We start from the raw sequence: 18,624 nt of genomic DNA, 5'->3' as shown, positions 1-18,624 counted from the left end.
GCCGACGGCGTTCCAGTGGCTGGCGATGGCGCTGGCCGAGCCGGTCGGCCCCACCCCGGACAACGCGTCGCTCCCGGGCCAGGCGTTGCGTTGGGGGATCCCGACCGTCGTCGGGGCCCTCGTGGGCGCGGCGGTCGCGGCCGGCACGCTCGTCCACCTCGGGCGGCGTACCCGCCGGCACGGAGCCGGCCCGGCCGTGGGCACCGACCCGGGCGGGACGGCGCTGTTCGCGGTGCTCGCCACCGGTCTGCTGGCCGCGCCGATCGCGTGGCACAACTACCTGCTGCTGCTCGTGCCCGGGCTGCTGGCGCTCGTCGCGTCCGGGGAGGCGGGGGACACCCGCCGCCGGGTCGTCGTCGCGATCGGGTGTCTCGCCGTCGTCCCGGTGAGCTGGTCGGACCTGTGGGCCGACGGCGGCTGGGCGACCCCGCTCGGGCGGGCGCTCTACACGGCGGTGCTCCTGGTGACATGGTGGTCACTGCTGCGTCCGGCGACCGGACCGGTCCCCGGCGGGTCCTTCCGCTCTGCGGAAGAGTCGGCCCGCGCACCGGCCTGACGGTCCAGACTCCGCGCCACCCGAGACGCAAGGAGGCTCCCGGATGGCGCAGACGTCACGGCCCGACCCCGCCCGCGGACCCACCACCGCCCCCGGCGCCGTCCGCCACGGGGGCTGGGTGGCCCCACTGTGCTGGGCGGCGGTGGCGCTCGAGGGCTTCGACCTGGTGGTGCTCGGCGTCGTGCTGCCGTCGCTGCTGGAGGAGCCCGCCTGGGGCCTGACCCCGGCGACGGCGTCGCTGGTGTCCACCGCCGGGCTGCTCGGTGTGATGGCCGGCGCCCTCTCCGCGGGCCCGCTCGCCGACCTCGTCGGACGGCGCCGGGCGATGCTGGCGACCGTCGTCGCGTTCTCCGTGCTGACGCTGCTGTGCGCGGTCGCGACCGGCCCGTGGACGTTCGGCGCACTGCGCTTCCTGGCCGGGCTCGGCCTGGGCGGGGTGCTGCCGGTGGCGCTGGCGATGGTGAACGAGCACAGCGGACCCGGGCGCGGCGGCAGCGCGACCACGACCCTGATGACCGGCTACCACGTCGGAGCCGTCGCGACCTCGCTGCTCGGGATCCTGGTCATCCCGGTCTGGGGCTGGCGGCCCATGTTCGTGCTCGGTGCGCTCCCGGCGATCGTGCTGGTCCCGCTGCTGGCCCGGTACCTGCCGGACACGCTGCCCGCCGAGGCCCGCGCGACGGCCGCACCGGCCGGGCCACGGTCGCGCAACCCGGTCGCCCAGCTCGTCCGCGACGGCTACCTGCGCTCATCGGTCGCGTTCTGGGTCGCCTCGTTCATGGGGCTGCTGCTGGTGTACGGCCTCAACACCTGGCTGCCGCAGATCATGCGGGTCGCCGGGTACGGGCTCGACGCGGCGCTGGCCCAGCTGCTCGTGCTGAACGTCGGCGCGATCGTCGGTCTGCTCGTCGCGGGCCGGGTCGCCGACCGGATCGGGCTGCGCACGGCGACGGTCGGCTGGTTCGTCGCGGGCGCGGTCTTCCTGGCGCTGCTCGCGGTGCCGCTGCCCGGCGGCGGGATCTACGTGAGCGTCCTGCTCGCGGGCGTGTTCGTGTTCAGCTCGCAGGTGCTGGTCTACGCGTTCGTCAGCCGGCACTACCCGGACCACGCGCGGGCCTCGGCGCTCGGGGCGGCCAGCGGGATCGGCCGGCTCGGCGCGATCTGCGGGCCCCTCCTCGGCGGTGTGCTGCTCACTGCGGGCCTCGCCTACCCGTGGGGCTTCTTCGCGTTCGGGGCGGTCGCCGCGCTGGGGGCCCTGGCGGTACTGGCCGTACCCGGCGACCGGCGCGTGACGGGGTGAGCCGATGGCGCGCGTCTGGATGGGCCCCGACGACGAGCCGTCGCGCAGGTCACCGGTCGACGGCGACCGTCCGCCTGCCCGCGACCGGCCCGGCGAGGGGCCGGACCGGTCGCACGGCGGAGATCAGTCGCCCGCGGTGGTCCCGGTGTCCGACGCGCCCGTCCCGGAGCTCCCGTTGACGAACGTCCCGGTGCGCACCGCCCGGACACCGACGGTGCCGGGTGCGGGCGCGACCGAGGTGGACACCTGACCGGCGTCCGGGACGTCACCGGAGTCGTCCGGCCCCGGGTCGACGAGGTCGGCCGGGTCCGCCGGGGCGGCGGAGACCCGCAGGTCGTCGTCCGGGGTCACCGGCGCCTCGACGTCGGTGTCCTCCGGCTCGTCGGGCAGCGCGGCGGCCGGCAGCGGCGGCGGGACCGTCGCGGCCGGGGCCGCCTCCTGCGTCGGGGCGGACAGCACCGGGCCGCCGGTCTCCTCCGGCACCAGCCACAGCACACCCGACGGCGGGAGCCGCAGCACCGCCGAGGCGGGCTGGCCGTGCCACATGACCTGCTCGCCCCTGACCCGCCCGAGGTTGCCCACCCCGGACCCGCCGTAGGCCGACGCGTCGGTGTTGACGACCTCGGTCCAGTTCCCGGCGAACGGCAGCCCCACCCGGTAGTCCTCGCGGGGGGAGCCGGAGAAGTTCGCGACGCAGGCCAGCACGGTGGCGCGGCCCTCGGCGTCGACGCCGTGGCGCAGGAACGAGAACACGTTGCCCTGCGCGTCGTTGGCGTCGATCCAGCCGAAGCCGTCCGGGGTGGTGTCGCGCGACCACAGTGCGGACTGCGCGCGGTAGGTCCGGTTCAGGTCCCCGACGAGGGTGGTGATCCCGCCGTGCAGCGGGTCGTCACTCTGCAGGTGCCAGTCCAGCGACCGCTGCTCGGACCACTCGCGCGGTTGCCCGAACTCGCCGCCCATGAACAGCAGCTGCTTGCCCGGGTGCGCCCACATGTAGGCCAGCAGTGCGCGGACCCCGGCGGCCTTGTTCCAGTCGTCGCCGGGCATCCGGGTCCACAGCGACCCCTTGCCGTGCACGACCTCGTCGTGGCTGATCGGCAGCACGTAGTTCTCGCTGAACGCGTACATCAGCGAGAAGGTCATCTGGTTGTGGTGGTAGCTGCGATGGATGGGGTCGCGCCCGGTGTAGTCGAGCGTGTCGTGCATCCAGCCCATGTTCCACTTGAGCCCGAACCCGAGACCGCCCATGTAGGTGGGCCGGGTGACGCCCGGCCAGGCGGTGGACTCCTCGGCGATCGTGACGACTCCCGGGTGCTCCCGGTAGACCGTCGCGTTCATCTCCTGCAGGAACGCCACCGCGTCGAGGTTCTCCCGGCCGCCGTGGACGTTGGGCAGCCACTGGCCGTCGGCACGGGAGTAGTCCAGGTAGAGCATCGAGGCGACCGCGTCGACGCGCAGGCCGTCGATGTGGAACGACTCGAGCCAGTACAGCGCGTTCGCGACGAGGAAGTTGCGCACCTCGTTGCGGCCGAAGTCGAACACGAGCGTGCCCCAGTCGGGCTGCTCGCCGCGGCGCGGGTCGGCGTGCTCGTAGCAGGCCGTGCCGTCGAAGCGGGCCAGCGCCCACTCGTCGCGCGGGAAGTGCGCGGGCACCCAGTCGACGATCACGCCGTAGCCCGCGCGGTGCAGCCGGTCGACGAAGTACCGGAAGTCGTCGGGCGTGCCGAACCGCGAGGTCGGGGCGAAGTACGAGGTCACCTGGTAGCCCCAGGACCCGCCGAACGGGTGCTCGGCCACCGGCAGCAGCTCGACGTGGGTGAACCCGGTGGTGTCCAGGTAGGCCACCAGCCGCTCGGCGATCTCGCGGTAGTCCAGCCCCGGCACCCAGGAACCGAGGTGCATCTCGTAGACGCTCATCGGTTCCGCGTGCGGTCGGCGCTGCGCGCGGTCGGCCATCCACGCGTCGTCGGTCCACTCGTGGACGTCGCGGGTCACGACCGACGCCGTCTGCGGCGGGATCTCGGTGGCGAAGGCCATCGGGTCGGCCTTGTCCCGCCACCGGCCGTCGGGGCCCAGGATGCGGAACTTGTAGCGGTCGCCGACGCCGACGCCGGGCAGGAACACCTCCCAGACCCCGGAGCTGCCCAGCGAGCGCATCGGCAGCGTCCAGCCGGCCCAGCCGTCGAAGTCACCGGTGACCCGCACACCGCGGGCGTTCGGCGCCCAGACGGCGAAGCTGGTCCCGGCGACCGGGCCGGAGGGGGTGTCGTAGTCCCGGACGTGTGCGCCGAGGACGTCCCACAGGCGTTCGTGCCGTCCCTCGCCGATGAGGTGCAGGTCCATGTCGCCGAGCGTCGGCAGCCAGCGGTACGGGTCGTCGACCGTCTGCTCGGTCGTGCCGCCGGCGCCGTCGCCGTAGGTCACGAGCAGCCGGTAGTCGCCGCCGGAGCCGGGGACGAGGCCGGAGAACAGTCCGGCGTCGTGCACCCTGGTCAGCTCGCAGGCCTGCGCGCGGTCACCGTTGGGCAGCACCGCCACCGAGACGGCGTGCGGCCGCAGGACACGGACCACGGTGCCGTCGACGTGCGGATGCGCGCCGAGCACCGAGTGGGGGTCGTGGTGGGCACCGCCCAGGAGCCGGTCGGTCGTCGCCTGGTCCGGTGCGTACGCATCGGTCTCGGAGCGGGTCGCTCGGGTCTCCTCGGAGGTCACTGCGGAACCGTACTGCGGGTGACGAACGCCCGCCGCGCGCGGTCGCACAGTGTTGCCGGATCGCAGTCGAGCGTGAGCGGGGGCGCGTCATCCCCGCCCGCGCCGGCGCCGGTGACGGGCCAGCGCCCGTTCCAGGACCGCCTGCAGCGCGCCGGCGGCGCCGTCCCAGGTCTGCTCGGCGGCCCGGGCGCGCACCGCGTCGGAGCGCTGCGTCCACGTCGTGTCCAGCGCGCGCACGGCGGCGGCGAACCCGGCGTCGTCGCCCGGCGCGACGAACACCCCGGCGTCGCCCGCGACCTCGCGGAAGGCCGGGATGTCGGTGACGACGACGGGGCAGCCCCGCGCCATGGCCTCCAGCACCGGGAGCCCGAACCCCTCGTCGCGGGAGGCGGAGACCAGCGCGGTGGCGCCGTCGAGCAGGGCGCGGTAGCCGTCGTCGTCGACGCCGTCGTGGAACACCGGCCGGGCCGGCGCGGCGAGCCGCTCCAGCTCCGTGCGCACCCCGGGCGGGACGGGGGAGACCAGGTGGAGCTCGTGGCCGGGCAGCCGGGCCGCGGCCCGGGCCAGGGTCGCGACGTCCTTGTAGGGCATGAACGACCCGGCGTAGACGATCCGGTTCCCCGGCGGCCGGGACCGCGTCGGCGTGCCGGGCGGCAGGTGGAAGTCGGTGGCGTCCGGGACGACGGCGACCTCGCGGCGGGACAGCCGGTGCGCCGCGATCAGGCCCGCGGTCGCGCCGGACACGCATGCGACGGCGTCGGCGCCGGCCAGCAGCAGTCGCTGCGGCCACCACGACAGGTGGTAGGCCCGCCACACCGCCCGCACCGGCGCGGGCAGCCACGGCGGCGGCGCCGGGTGCCGGTAGTAGATGAGGTCGTGCACGGTGAGCACCACCGCGTAGCGGCGTCCGAGCGTGCCCATCGTCTGCATCGGGCTGAAGACGACCGCATCGGGTGACCCGGCGACGATCCGGTTCACCCGCCGCGCGACCAGCGGCTCCCCGGCCCCGGTCGGGGCGGGCAGGGTGTGCGCGGGCCGGTCGGGCAGCCCGTCGCGCTGGCGCGGGTCGGACACCAGCAGCTCCACCGGGGCGATCCGGTCCAGCGCGCGGACCAGCCCGGTGGTGTAGCGGCCGATGCCGTCCGGGCGTCCGGGACGGATGTAGCGGCAGTCGACGAGCACCCTCACCGCGCCACGAAACCCCGGATCTCGCGGGCCGCCCACGCGGGGGCCTCGTAGTGCAGGAGGTGGCCGGTACGCGGCAGCAGGACCAGCCGGGCGTCGGCGAAGGCGGCGGCGAGCGCGTGCTGCCCGGCCGGTGGGGCGACCCGGTCGCGGGCCCCGGCCAGCAGCAGTGTCGGCACCGTGATCCGGGGCGCCCAGGGGCGCACCGAGCCGGAACCGGCGGCGCGGAGGCACTCCAGCAGCGACGCCGTCGTGGCGAAGGTGCCGAAGTGGGCGCGGTGCTCGTCGGAGATCCAGTGACGCAGCAGCGGGTCGCGGGTGGTGGTCATGGAGACGGTCGCGGCGTCCGCGAGCAGCCGGTGGCGCAGCAGGCCGTCGAGGCCGAGCCGGGCGGCACCGGAGTGCAGCAGCGCGGTGGCGGCCGTCCCGAGGCCGGTGACGCCGCCGGCGTCCGAGGCGGGCTCGGCGATCGGGTTGACCAGGACCAGCGCCCGCGGGGTGGTCGCGGCGGCGGCGCAGACGGCCGCGGCCACGATCGACCCGAACGAGTGCCCCAGCAGCACCGTGTCCGGGCCGAGGTCGGCGAGCAGCGCCGAGGCCCAGCGGGCGTAGCCGTCGACGTCGTGGGTGCGGTCGGTGAACGCCGGCGACGCCCCGAACCCGGGCAGGTCCGGCACGACGACGCGGTACCCGGCCAGTCGCGACGCCAGCGGCGCGAGCCCGTGGTGGCTGCCGCGCAGCCCGTGCAGCGCCAGCACCGGCGCCCCGTCCGGGTCCCCGAGGGTGTGCACGACGGTGGGCGCGCCGTCGACGACGTGCACGGGAGAGGCCACCGCGAGGGCGGGCGACGGCGTCGCGGTCACCGCCGGGTGTCCGCGTGCCGGCGGGCGCGGCGTGCCGAGCGGAACGCGCGCACCGGCACGACCGGGCGGGCCTTCGTCCGGTACAGCTCCTCGAAGGTGTCCACCGTGGTCGCCAGTGAGTGCTCGGAGGCGATCTGCAGGCTCGCTGCCCCCAGCTCGGCCGCGCCGTCGGGGTCGTCGAGCACCCGGGCCAGCCGGTCGGCGAGCGCGGCGACGTCGCCGTGGGGGTAGCGCCAGCCGTTCACCCCGGGGCGGGCCAGGTGCGGCAGCGCACCCGCGTCGACGGCGACGACCGGCTTCCCGGTCGCCATCGCCTCCAGCGTCACCAGGCTCTGCAGCTCGGCGGTGCCGGCGTTCACGAACACGTCCAGGGCCGGGTAGACGTCGGGGATCTCGTCGTCGGTGAGCCGGCCGGTGAACGTGACCGCGTGCTCCAGGTGCTCGGCGCGGACCAGGGCGCCCAGCCGGGCCCGCTCCTCGCCGTCGCCGACGACGACCAGCTGCGCGTCGGGCACGGCACCGGCACGCAGCAGCGCGGTGGCGCGGACCAGCTCGTCGACGTGCTTCTCCCGGTCCAGCCGCCCGACGAAGCCGACCAGCGGCACCCCCTCGGCGATGCCGTGCCGGGCGCGGAACGCGGGCCCGCGACCGGTGGTGTCGGGCCGGAAGCGGCCCAGGTCCAGGCCGTTGGACACGGGCAGCACCGGGCCGGGGACGCCGCCCTGCTCGGCCATCGACGCGGCCAGCGGGGTGGGTGCGGTGACCAGCCCGGCCCGGCTGAGCACGCGCACCGCGTCCCACCAGAACAGCTTCTTGAGCCCGGACTCCGGCAGGTGCAGGAAGCTGATCGCCGGGATGATGTTCTCCGGGATCATGTGCGTGGTCGCCATCGACGGGACGCCGAGGTCGGCGGCCGCGGTGAGCAGCATCCGCCCCAGCACCATGTGGCTCTGCACGTGCACGACGTCGGGCCGGACCCGGCGCAGGATCGCGCGGCAGGTCCGGCGCAGCCCGGGCGGCGGGCAGAGCCGGAAGTCCGGCGGCTTGGGGACGCGGCAGGAGCGGACCCGGTGTTCGGTCACCGGCCCGACCCGGCGCGGCGGGAGGCTGCGCAGGCCGCGCGACGGTGCGACCACGTGCACCTCGTGCCCGCGGGCGGCGAGCTCGGCCGCCAGCCGCTGTCCGGCGTAGCTGGCCCCGTTGACGTCCGGTGCCCAGGTGTCGGCCCCGATCAGGACGCGCACACGTTCTCCTTCCGCGAGGTCCTGGCACGCACCCACAGCGCGCGCCCGGCCACGAGCACCAGGCCCACGCCCAGCCCCACCGCCACGATGATCCACGGCCGGTCGGCCAGCTCCGCGGCGAACCGGCCCCCGACCACCCAGCCGATCCCGACCAGCAGTGCCGAACGCACCGCCGTCAGCGGGACCACCCAGGCCACGAATCGCCGGTACGACACCCCGGCCAGGCCGATGGCCAGGAACGCGGGGATCGCGCCGACGTCCACCAGTTTCGCGCCCAGCACCAACCGGCCCGGACGGCCCCCCACCTTCGCGCGCAGTGCGTCCCAGCGACGCTCGGTCAGACCCAGCCGGACCAGCAGCGGAGCGATGGCCGGGCGGCGCCCGCCGCGGCCGAGGACGTAGAAGGCGGTGTCGGCGACGACGTCGGCGGCGAACGCCACCAGCCACACCACCCACCAGTCGAGCAGCCCGGCGCCCGCGAGTGAGCCGGCGACGACGCTGACGACCGGCCCCTCCACCAGCACACCGAGGAAGAGCACGGCCAGCGTCACGCCGAGCGTGGGCCCGTCGGGGCGCTGGACGAGGCCCAGGACGCCGTCCAGACCGTCCGCACCGAGCAGACCGGCCGGGGTCACGAGAGGTCCTCGGGCCGGGTGGGGGGTGGTCGTCTCACGGTGGGTGTCCTCCTGGTCGGGGAGGATTCCACGATCCCGCGCCAGGCCGCCCGGGGAGTCGGGCGTCGCCCCGGCGTCGTCGGCGGGAAGGTCCGGTGACCACCGGGTGTCGCCGACGGCCCGGACGTGCTAAGCGGTGCCGCGCGCGATCGCGGTGAGCGGGATCGGCAGCCAGGTCGGACGGCTGCGGGTCTCGTAGAGCACCTGGTAGACGGCCTTGTCCAGCTCGTAGGCGCGCAGCAGCGCGGCGTGCACGCGCGGGTCCTCGCCGGCGCGGGCGGCGTAGCCGGCGCAGAACGCGTCACGGTTCGCGGCCGACCAGTCGTGAGCGAGGCGTGCCTCGGTGGTGTCCGAACCGAGACCTGCCCCGGGCGTGTCGGACCGGGTCAGCAGGTGGTGGAAGGCGGCGTAGTCGAAGGAGAACAGCATCCCGACGACGTCGCGCACCGCGGAGTCCGGCGCGCGCCGCTCCTCGGGGGAGGCGGCCGGCTCGCCCTCGAAGTCGATGACCAGCCAACGCCCGTCCGGGCGGCGCAGCGTCTGCCCGAGGTGCAGATCGCCGTGCACCCGCTGCACGACGACGGGCGCGCCCAGCGCGGCCACCTCGTCGTAGACGGCGCGGATCGCGGGCACGTGCGGGGCGAGCACCGGCACCTGGTCGGCGACGTCGGCGCACCGCCGGGTCCAGTACGCCGCCAGCTCGCGCGGGTCGGCCTCGGAGGTGCCGAGCTCGGCGCGCAGCGCGACGTGCACGTCGGCGAGCGCCTCACCGAGCGCGCGGGCGTCGCCGGTGAAGTCGGTCCGGTCGCGGACCGCCGCGGTGGCCCGCTCCCAGCCGTCGTGCGAGCCGGCCGCGAACTCCTGCAGGAGCGCGAAGGTGGCGGGCTCGCCGCCGAGGACACCCTCGATCCCGCCCTGCAGCGCCGCGACCGACGTCGACCCGGCCGCGCGCAGCGCCCGGTGCAGCTCCAGATCGGGGTTCAGACCGGGGGACAGGCGCCGGTAGACCTTGAGGATGGAGCGCTCGCCCCAGCGGACGGAGGTGTTGGACTGCTCGGCGTCGACGACGCGGCCGGTCTCGGTCAGCGGCAGGTCTGCGCCCGGCTCGGGCACGAACGACAGGTCATCGACGGTCGCGCCCTCGGCGATCAGCCGCAGCAGCAGCGCGGTGACGCGCCCGTCGTGCAGGCCGTCGTAGAGGACCTGCCCGTCGTGGTCGCCGATCGGGGCGGCCCCGGCCGGGGCGTGCGGGGCGCGGGCCAGGAGCAGCTGGTAGTGGCGGTCCGGACCGTCGGCGAAGGACACCGCGAGGATCAGCACCTCGAGCCCGGTGACACCCTCGGCGGCGGGCAGCGGGTGCCGTGACGCGACGGCGACGCCGGTCAGCGGACGCCCCTTCTCGGCGAACCAGCGACGCCCGGGCAGCCAGTCGCGCAACAGACCCGGGAGCGCCGTCAGGTCCTCGGAAGCTCCGGTCGGCCGCACGCGTCGTCCCCCTCCTGCCGGGCGTCCGCCCGGCCTGTGAACACCACCGCGGACCGGTCGCGGCCACCGCCCGCACCACGTCGGGGTACCGGTCGGCGCCACCCGGGCCCGCAGGCGAAAACCCTAACCGGGACAGGCCGACCCGGCCGGGTCAGGAGGTCGGGTGGGCGGTACTGTCCGTGTCGGATCGACCACCCGTTGGTCACGGGCGGTGATCACGCCTCTGTCCGGCATCCCCGTGCCGGGAAACCCATACTGGACGCGGTGCCCGCGGGTACCCCGCGACGGTGCGCACGCGCCCGCGTGCGGATCGCCGTCGCAGGGCGCACCGTGGGCCGGACATGCCCAGAACCTGCCCTGACCTGCCCCCCACAGCGACCGGAGGACCGGCGGCGTGACCGAGCGAGAGCCGAAGGCCGACATCCCCCCGACGATCCCGGAGACCCAGGCCCGGATCGCACCGGCCGATCCGCTCGCCGCCGTCGAACCGGTGCCCGCCGAGGCCGAGCACGTCCCGGAGCCACCGGACGTGAACTTCGCCGAGTACTACCACGAGGCGCGTCCGCGCACGCTGCGTCACCGCGCCCGGGTGCGGTCCACGGTGCGGCGCCGGTCGGTGTCGCAGGACGGCCCGGCGTCGGGGGAGAACCCGGTCTACGTGTCGTGGCTGCTGTCCCAGTCGATGCTCGGCCACGCCGACGAGCTGGCCCGCCAGTTCTCCGGGCAGGGCTCGATGTGGCAGAACCCCTACGCCAGCCCCGGCCCGCGGCACGCGGTCGAGACGGCGTCGGTGTGGTTCACCGCCTACCCGATCTCGCTGATCACCGCCTCCGGCGAGTCGTTCCTGGCGGCGCTGGGCAACGAGGAGCTGTGGCAGGCGTTCGAGACGATCGGCATCGAGGGCGTCCACACCGGGCCGGTGAAGAAGGCGGGCGGACTCTCGGGCTGGCAGCCCACCCCGAGCGTCGACGGCCACTTCGACCGCATCTCCAACGAGCTCGACCCGGCCTTCGGCACCGAGGACGAGTTCCGCGCGATGTGCGCGACCGCCACCTGGCACGGCGGCACGATCATCGACGACATCGTCCCCGGCCACACCGGCAAGGGCCCGGACTTCCGGCTCGCCGAGCTCGCCTACGGCGACTATCCGGGCATCTACCACATGGTGGAGATCGAGCAGTCCGACTGGGGGATGCTGCCGGACGTGCCGCCGGGGAAGGACTCGGCCAACCTCGACGCCGCGACCGAGGAGGCACTGGAGAAGGCCGGCTACATCGTCGGCCGGCTGCAGCGGGTCATCTTCTACCGCGAGGGCGTGAAGGAGACCAACTGGTCGGCGACCGGCGAGGTCACCGGCGTCGACGGCGTCGTGCGGCGCTGGGTGTACCTGCACTACTTCAAGGACGGCCAGCCGTCGGTCAACTGGCTGGACCCGACCTTCGCGGGCATGCGGATGGTCATCGGCGACGCCCTGCACTCGCTGGCCGACCTCGGCTCGGGTGCGCTGCGCCTGGACGCGAACGGCTTCCTCGGCGTGGAGAAGGCGGGCTCCGGGGACCCCGGCTGGTCCGAGGGGCACCCGCTGTCGGAGGCCGCGAACCACCTCATCGCGAGCATGGTGCGCAAGGTCGGCGGGTTCACCTTCCAGGAGCTGAACCTGACCGTCGACGACATCAAGGTCACCTCCGAGGCGGGCGCGGACCTGTCCTACGACTTCATCAACCGCCCCGCCTACCACCACGCGCTCGCGACCTCGGACACCGAGTTCCTGCGGCTGACCCTGCGCACCGCGCTGGATCTGGGCGTCGACCCGGCGTCGCTGGTGCACGCGCTGCAGAACCACGACGAGCTGACCTACGAGCTCGTGCACTGGACCGCGGGACACACCGACGAGCTCTTCCACTTCCGCGGCGAGGACATGCGCGGCGGGGATCTGGCCGACACGATCCGCCGCGACCTGTGCGACGTCCTCACCGGAGCGGACGCGCCCTACAACCTGATCTTCACGACGAACGGGATCGCCTGCACCACCGCGACCGTCATCGCCGCCTCGCTCGGCATCTCCGCGCTCGACGACATCGGCCCCGACGACGTCGAGCGCATCCGGCGGGTGCACCTGCTGCTGGTCATGTTCAACGCCTTCCAGCCCGGGGTGTTCGCGCTGTCGGGCTGGGACCTGCTCGGCATGCTGACGCTGCCGCCGGACTCGGTCTCGGACCTGCTGAACTCCGGGGACACCCGGTGGATCTCGCGGCCGGCGCACGATCTGATGGGGCACCGGCCGGACGCCGAGAGGTCCTCGTCGGGCATGCCCCGCGGGCGCAGCCTCTACGGGTCGCTGCCCGACCAGCTGACCGAGGAGACCAGCTTCGTCCGCCAGATGCAGGCGATCCTGGCCGTGCGCAAGCGCTCCGGGGTGGCGACGGCCCGCCAGGTCGACGTGCCGGACGTGTCGCACCGCGGCCTGCTGGTGATGGTGCACCTGCTCGACGACGACCGGACCAGCGTGACCGTCCTGAACTTCGCCGACGAGCAGGTGGACGCGTTCGTGCGGTCCGAGCACCTGGCGCCGGGAGCGACGGTCACCGACCTGTTCTCCGGCGAGACCGTCGGCACCGTCGACGACCTCAACGGGTTCCGGATCGGGATGGCCCCGTTCCGGGCGACCGCCGTGGTCCTGGAGCCCCCGGCGGACGGGGCGGGTCAGAGCAGCGGGGCCTGCGCGGGCAGCGTGATCACGTGCGCGACGTGGTCGGTCGGGACCAGCCGCACGAAGTTGTACTCGCCCCAGCGGTAGGTCTCGCCCGACACCTCGTCGTGCACCTCGACGACGTCGGTGTACCGCAGCCCCAGCGCCGGCATGTCCAGCTTGAGGGTGCCCTGCTGCGGCGCGTGCGAGTCCAGCGTGCACACCACGAGCACCTGGTCGCCGGTGGACGGGTCCACCTTGGAGAAGGCGATGATGTGCTCGTTGTCCACCTCGTGGAAGTGGATCTCGCGCAGCTGCTGCAGCGCCGGGTGCGCGCGGCGGATCTCGTTGAGCCGGGTCAGGTACGGCTCCAGCGAGCGCCCCTGGTTCAGGGCGGACTCGAAGTCCCGCGGCCGCAGCTCGTACTTCTCCGAGTCGAGGTACTCCTCGCTGCCCGGCTTGACCGGCGTGCCCTCGTAGAGCTCGAAGCCGGAGTAGACGCCCCAGGTCGGCGCCATCGTCGCGGCCAGGGTCGCCCGGATCGCGAACATCGCCGGGCCGCCGGTCTGCAGCGACTCGTGCAGGATGTCCGGGGTGTTGGTGAACAGGTTCGGACGGCACTCGTCGGCGTGCTCGGCGTGCATCGTCGCGAAGTCGGCGAGCTCCTCCTTCTCCGTCCGCCACGTGAAGTACGTGTAGGACTGGGTGAAGCCCAGCCGCGCGAGCCCGAACAGCCGGGCCGGGCGGGTGAACGCCTCGGCCAGGAACAGCACCTCCGGGTGGGTCCGCTTGACCTCCCAGATCAGCCAGTGCCAGAAGTTCGGCGGCTTGGTGTGCGGGTTGTCGACGCGGAAGATCGTCACCCCGTGCTCGACCCACTTCAGCACCACGCGCAGGCACTCGGCGTAGATGCCCGCCGGGTCGCGGTCGAAGTTCAGCGGGTAGATGTCCTGGTAGCGCTTCGGCGGGTTCTCCGCGTAGGCGATGGTGCCGTCCGGGCGGACGGTGAACCACTCCGGGTGCTCGGTGACCCACGGGTGGTCCGGGGCGCACTGCAGCGCCAGGTCGAGCGCGACCTCCATGCCCAGCTCGTTCGCCCGCGCGACGAACGCGTCGAAGTCGTCGAAGTCGCCCAGCTCGGGGTCGATCGCGTCGTGCCCGCCCGCGGCCGAGCCGATCGCCCACGGGGAACCGACGTCGCCCGGCTCGGCGTGGGTGGAGTTGTTGCGGCCCTTGCGGTGCACCGTGCCGACCGGGTGGATCGGCGGCAGGTAGACGACGTCGAAGCCCATCCGCGCGACGCGGTCGAGCTCCTTCGACGACGTCGCGAACGTGCCGTGCACCGGCCGGCCGGTCTCGTCCCGCCCGCCGGTGGAGCGCGGGAAGAACTCGTACCAGGAGCCGTAGAGCGCGCGGGGCCGGTCGACGAAGATCGTCCGCTCCGGGCCGCGGGTGATGAGCTCCCGGACCGGGCGCTCGGTCATGATCGCGACGACGGCGTCGAACAGGGCGGGGGCGACCCGCGCGCGCAGCGGCAGCGCGGTGTCCCGCAGCGTGTTCGCGGCACCGAGCAGCAGGTCGCGGCTGTCCTTCTCGGCCGGGCGACGCCCGACCCTGGCGAGCAGCCGGGCGCCGACCTCGAGGTCGTTGGCCAGCTCCTCGGCCGTCTGGCCCGCGGCGATCTTCTTCTCCACACCCGAGCGCCAGGTCGCCCACGGGTCGCTCCACGCGTCGACGCGGAAGGTCCAGCGACCCTCGGCGTCGGGGCGGACCCAGGCCACGAAGCGGTCGGTGCCCACCCCGTCGGGCTGCATCCGCACGTACTGCGCGTCGCCCGGCGTCCCGTCGGCCGACAGCGGGGTGAACACGACGTTCGCCGCGACGGCGTCGTGTCCCTCCCGCCACACGGTCGCCCGGATCGGGACGACCTCGCCGACCACGGCCTTGGCCGGGTCTCCGCTCTCCACGAACGGGGTCACGTCGTCGATTCCGAGCCGACCGGTCATCGGCTGCACCCCCAGGAAATTGTCACCGTCGGTAGAAGTCCCACCAGAGTCGAGACGGTCAGTCTGACGCCGCCACGTCACCTGTCGCCACACCCGCGGGACCATCGGCGTGAACGGATCGGAACGGATGTGGACGGAACCGATTCGACGTGCACGGACCCACTGATCCCGCGGCAGTGCGACCCTACCGGTGGGACCCCGTCCCGGCCGGGCGGGACACCGCGTGCGTGTCGGTGTTCCCGGCTACCCTCGCGGCCGTGAGAGCCCTCCGTCGTTTCACCGTCCGTGCCCAGCTCCCCGCTCCGCTCGCGCCGCTGCAGACACTGGCGACGAACCTGCGGTGGACCTGGCACGCGCCGACCCGGGACCTGTTCGCCTCCCTGGACCCCGACGCCTGGGACGCCAGCGGGCAGGACCCGGTCCGCCTGCTCGGCGAGATCCCCACCGGTCGGCTGGCCGAGCTCGCCGCGGACGACGCGGTCGCCGCCGAGGTCGCCGAGCGGGCCGCGGAGCTGGAGGCCTACCTGTCCGAGCCGCGCTGGTACGACGAGGCCGACGGCGCGGGCCGGCCGTCGGCCGTCGCGTACTTCTCGATGGAGTTCGGCGTCTCGGAGGTGCTGCCCAACTACTCCGGCGGTCTCGGCGTGCTCGCCGGCGACCACCTGAAGGCCGCCTCGGACCTGGGCGTTCCGCTCGTCGCGGTGGGGCTGCTGTACCGGTCGGGGTACTTCCGTCAGTCCCTGTCGCTCGACGGCTGGCAGCTCGAGCACTATCCGGCGATCGACCCACAGGGGTTGCCGCTGCAGCTGCTCACCGACGCCTCCGGCGCGCCGGAGCTCGTCGAGGTCGCGATGCCGGGGGACCGCACGCTGCACGCGCGGATCTGGCAGGCCGCGGTCGGGCGGGTCCCGCTGCTGCTGCTCGACACCGACATCGAGGAGAACGCCGGCTCCGACGGCGGGGCCGACCTGCGCGGGGTCACCGACCGGCTCTACGGCGGCGACCAGAACCACCGCATCCAGCAGGAGATCCTGATCGGTGTCGGCGGGGTCCGCGCGGTCCGCGCGTTCTGCCGGCTCACCGGGCACCCGACGCCGGAGGTCTTCCACACCAACGAGGGCCACGCCGGGTTCCTCGGCTGCGAGCGGATCCGCGAGCTGTGCACCGGCTCGGCGGTGTCGTCCAACGGCGCGGGACCGGCGACGGCGTCCGCGTCGTCCGGCGGGCTGGACTTCGACGAGGCGCTCGCCGCCGTCCGCGCGGGCACGGTGTTCACCACCCACACCCCGGTGCCCGCCGGCATCGACCGGTTCGGCCTGGACCTCGTGCGGCACTACCTCACCGACCGGCTGCTGCCGGGCCTGCCGACCGACCGGCTCCTCGCGCTCGGCGCCGAGGAGGATCCGGAGACGTTCAACATGGCGCACATGGGTCTGCGCCTGGCCCAGCGCGCCAACGGTGTCTCCCGGCTGCACGGGACGGTGTCGCGGGAGATGTTCGGCGGGCTGTGGGCCGGGTTCGACCGCGAGGAGGTGCCGATCGGCTCGGTCACCAACGGCGTGCACGGCCCCACCTGGGAGGCCCACCAGGTCACCGAGCTGCTCGGGGAGCCCGGCAGCAGCACCGCCGCGGTGTCCGACGCCGACGTGTGGGGCCTGCGCAACACGCTGCGGTCCCGGCTGGTCGACGAGGTCCGCCGCCGGGTGCGCGCCGCCTGGCTGGAGCGGGGTGCGTCCGAGCCGGAGCTGGGCTGGACCGACCACGTCTTCGACCGCGACGTGCTCACGGTCGGCTTCGCCCGCCGGGTCCCGACCTACAAGCGGCTCACGCTGATGCTGCGCGACGCCGACCGGCTCCGCAGCCTGCTGCTCGACCCGCACCGGCCGGTGCAGCTCGTCGTCGCGGGGAAGTCGCACCCCGCCGACGACGGCGGCAAGGCGCTCATCCAGCAGATCGTGCGCTTCGCCGACGACGCCGGCGTGCGCCACCGCATCGTCTTCCTGCCCGACTACGACATGTCGATGGCCCGCTACCTCTACTGGGGCTGCGACGTCTGGCTGAACAACCCGCTGCGCCCGCTGGAGGCCTGCGGCACCTCCGGCATGAAGTCCGCGCTCAACGGCGGGCTGAACCTGTCCATCCGCGACGGCTGGTGGGACGAGTTCTACGACGGCGCCAACGGCTGGGCCATCCCCACCGCCGACGGCGTCGAGGACCCGACCCGGCGCGACGACCTCGAGGCCAACGCCCTCTACGAGCTCATCGCCACCCAGGTCGGCCCGGCGTTCTACGACCGCGTCGACGGTGTCCCGCACCGCTGGGTCGAGATGGTCCGCCACACCCTCACCACCCTGCGGCCGAAGGTGCAGGCCACCCGGATGGTGCGGGAGTACGTGCAGGACTGGTACACCCCGGCGGCCCGCGCCGCCGCGGACGCGGCCGCGTCGGACTACGCCGTCGCCCGCGACATCGCGCAGTTCCGGGCCCGGCTGAACAAGGCGTGGAACCACGTCCGGATCACCGGTGTCGACGCGTCCGGGCTGCCCGACACCCCGGTCGTGGGGTCGCCCATGACCGTCCGGGCGGGGGTGGACCTGGCCGGGCTGGACCCGTCGGACGTGACGGTCGAGGCCGTCGTTGGGCGGGTCGACTCCTCCGACGAGCTGGCGGACCCGGTGACCGTCGCGATGGAGCACCGCGGCGACGGATCCTGGGAGGTCGCCGTGCCGCTGCCGCACGCGGGGCTGACCGGGTACACGGTGCGGGTGCTGCCGCACCACCCGCACCTGGCGTCGTCGGTCGAGCTGGGGCGGATCGTCCTGGCGGGCTAGCGCAGCGTGGTCCGGCTCGTGGTGCGCTCACCCCGCGGGGCGACGGTGGTCAGCGTGAGCTCCCGCGGTCCCGGGGGCAGCGCGCCGACCACGATGTCCTGGGTGGCGGCGTAGCCGCCGCAGGTGCCCGACCAGAGCACCCGGCCGGCCGTCGCGAGCGTGCACGGGCCGGACACGAAGGGGTCGACCGGCGCCTCGCGGGTGGCACGCACGTGCACGCGCCCGTCGGCGGCGCGGGCCGCGGTGATCGACATCGTGAGGGCGCACGGGGCCTGCTCGCCGTACGTGGTGAGGACGGCGGGCCCCGGCTCGGACCGGCTCTCGTCGACGTCGCGGCTCACCGCGCGCACCGACACCGTGAACGGCGCGACGCAGTAGTCGCCGTACACCGGGGCGCTGGTGGTGGTCTCGGTCGAGGCGGAGTGGAGGACGGCGCCCGCGTGGTCGCGGACCTCGACGTCGTAGTGGGTGCGCAGGGCGCCCTCGTTCCGGACGGGCGGGGACCAGGACACCTGCAGGCCGAGGCCGCGGGCGCCGCCGCCGGGTACGGGGGAGACCTGCAGGGCCTGCACCGGGCCGGGCGCCGTGAGCGCCTCGGCCGGCGGTGACGGCGGGGCGGGGATCGCCGCCGTCGTGAGCAGAGCGGTGGTGGCCACGGCGGCGACGGCGGTGGCGGCACGGAGAAGGCGGGGGAGCGCTCGGGGCACGTGGACTCCAGTCCCACGGGGACAGATGCTCTCGGCGTATCGGAGCAGTGTTGACGTACGTCACACGTTCGAGCGGAATACGCCCGTCCGGCCCAGTAATGGTGTGGCGGTCAGTCGCCGCAGACGGGCAGCGGGGTGTGGGCACCGGGGATCTCGCCGTGCTGGGGGAAGTACCAGGTCAGCGTGCGGTAGGCCGGACGCCCGGCGCAGGTGCCCGGGTCGGCCGCGACCACCGTCGCCCGTTCCCGGGTCGCGGCGGCGAGCGGCTGCCCGGGGGCGGCGTAGGCGGCCGTCCCGGTGCCGGTGGCGGTCGGGCCGCCCCAGCTCTGCCACGTCAGGTCCTCGACGATGCCGGTGGAGCTCGCCCTGCCG

The 18,624-nt window shown here is 74.4% G+C and carries 12 protein-coding genes and 1 pseudogene; 4 read left to right on the top strand and 9 right to left on the bottom strand.

The genetic code is table 11. From position 1 onward, the window contains the following. Together GTW08_RS11670 and GTW08_RS11665 are read left to right on the top strand one after the other, a co-directional pair. Positions 1-556 (top strand): annotated as a pseudogene (locus GTW08_RS11670) (hypothetical protein); the annotation flags it as partial. 43 nt (positions 557-599) lie between these two features. Further along, entirely contained in the window at positions 600-1,856 is a 1,257-nt protein-coding gene (locus GTW08_RS11665) for an MFS transporter (protein ID WP_083659168.1), read from the top strand. Between the two features lie 123 nt (positions 1,857-1,979). Here the strand turns inward: GTW08_RS11665 and glgB are convergent, their stop codons facing one another. The 6 genes from glgB to GTW08_RS11635 form a co-directional block, all read right to left on the bottom strand. Next, entirely contained in the window at positions 1,980-4,490 is a 2,511-nt protein-coding gene (gene glgB / locus GTW08_RS11660) for a 1,4-alpha-glucan branching protein GlgB (RefSeq protein WP_237453761.1), read from the bottom strand. Between the two features lie 165 nt (positions 4,491-4,655). Further along, positions 4,656-5,756 (bottom strand): glycosyltransferase family 4 protein, encoded by a 1,101-nt coding sequence (locus GTW08_RS32490; protein ID WP_073578484.1) that lies wholly within the window; start codon positions 5,754-5,756, stop codon positions 4,656-4,658. Continuing rightward, complete coding sequence (locus GTW08_RS11650; protein ID WP_073578483.1) at positions 5,753-6,616, bottom strand: alpha/beta fold hydrolase; 864 nt, start codon at positions 6,614-6,616, stop codon at positions 5,753-5,755. The genes GTW08_RS32490 and GTW08_RS11650 overlap by 4 nt, the downstream gene beginning before the upstream one ends. Continuing rightward, entirely contained in the window at positions 6,613-7,860 is a 1,248-nt protein-coding gene (locus GTW08_RS11645) for a glycosyltransferase (RefSeq protein ID WP_161151909.1), read from the bottom strand. Before GTW08_RS11645 ends, GTW08_RS11650 begins: the two co-directional genes overlap by 4 nt. Further along, on the bottom strand, positions 7,848-8,495 hold the full coding sequence (locus GTW08_RS11640; protein WP_073578481.1) for a DedA family protein: 648 nt from the start codon (positions 8,493-8,495) through the stop codon (positions 7,848-7,850). Before GTW08_RS11640 ends, GTW08_RS11645 begins: the two co-directional genes overlap by 13 nt. A gap of 168 nt (positions 8,496-8,663) precedes the next feature. Beyond that, a complete protein-coding gene (locus tag GTW08_RS11635) occupies positions 8,664-10,019 on the bottom strand; it encodes a maltokinase N-terminal cap-like domain-containing protein (RefSeq protein WP_253067477.1) in 1,356 nt (451 codons plus the stop codon). Between the two features lie 394 nt (positions 10,020-10,413). On the opposite strand from GTW08_RS11635, the gene treS reads away from it, so the two are divergent. Further along, a complete protein-coding gene (gene treS, locus GTW08_RS11630) occupies positions 10,414-12,816 on the top strand; it encodes a maltose alpha-D-glucosyltransferase (protein ID WP_253067478.1) in 2,403 nt (800 codons plus the stop codon). Here treS and GTW08_RS11625 read toward each other — a convergent pair. Continuing rightward, the gene (locus GTW08_RS11625; protein ID WP_073578589.1) at positions 12,723-14,714 is read right to left on the bottom strand and encodes an alpha-1,4-glucan--maltose-1-phosphate maltosyltransferase; all 1,992 of its coding nucleotides are present in this window, start codon (positions 14,712-14,714) and stop codon (positions 12,723-12,725) included. The genes treS and GTW08_RS11625 overlap by 94 nt on opposite strands. Before the next feature lie 257 nt (positions 14,715-14,971). On the opposite strand from GTW08_RS11625, the gene glgP reads away from it, so the two are divergent. Then, on the top strand, positions 14,972-17,545 hold the full coding sequence (gene glgP / locus GTW08_RS11620) for an alpha-glucan family phosphorylase (protein ID WP_073578588.1): 2,574 nt from the start codon (positions 14,972-14,974) through the stop codon (positions 17,543-17,545). Here glgP and GTW08_RS11615 read toward each other — a convergent pair. Beyond that, a complete protein-coding gene (locus tag GTW08_RS11615) occupies positions 17,542-18,201 on the bottom strand; it encodes a hypothetical protein (RefSeq protein WP_073578480.1) in 660 nt (219 codons plus the stop codon). The two genes, glgP and GTW08_RS11615, sit on opposite strands and share 4 nt — an antisense overlap. Before the next feature lie 161 nt (positions 18,202-18,362). Then, the coding region (locus tag GTW08_RS11610; protein WP_202417051.1) for a hypothetical protein at positions 18,363-18,624 on the bottom strand (262 nt) is incomplete at its 5' end.

This window comes from Pseudonocardia sp. SID8383 (assembly GCF_009864975.1).
GTDB lineage: Bacteria > Actinomycetota > Actinomycetes > Mycobacteriales > Pseudonocardiaceae > Pseudonocardia > Pseudonocardia alni.
The sequence above is the reverse complement of the archived record's forward strand: the minus strand, read 5'-3'. Positions and strand labels throughout refer to the sequence as shown.

Coding starts and splice junctions, on each gene's coding strand:
- GTW08_RS11625 (WP_073578589.1), bottom strand. CDS start 14,714: ATGACCGGTCGGCTCGGAATCGACGACGTGACCCCGTTCGTGGAGAGC.
- GTW08_RS11665 (WP_083659168.1), top strand. CDS start 600: ATGGCGCAGACGTCACGGCCCGACCCCGCCCGCGGACCCACCACCGCC.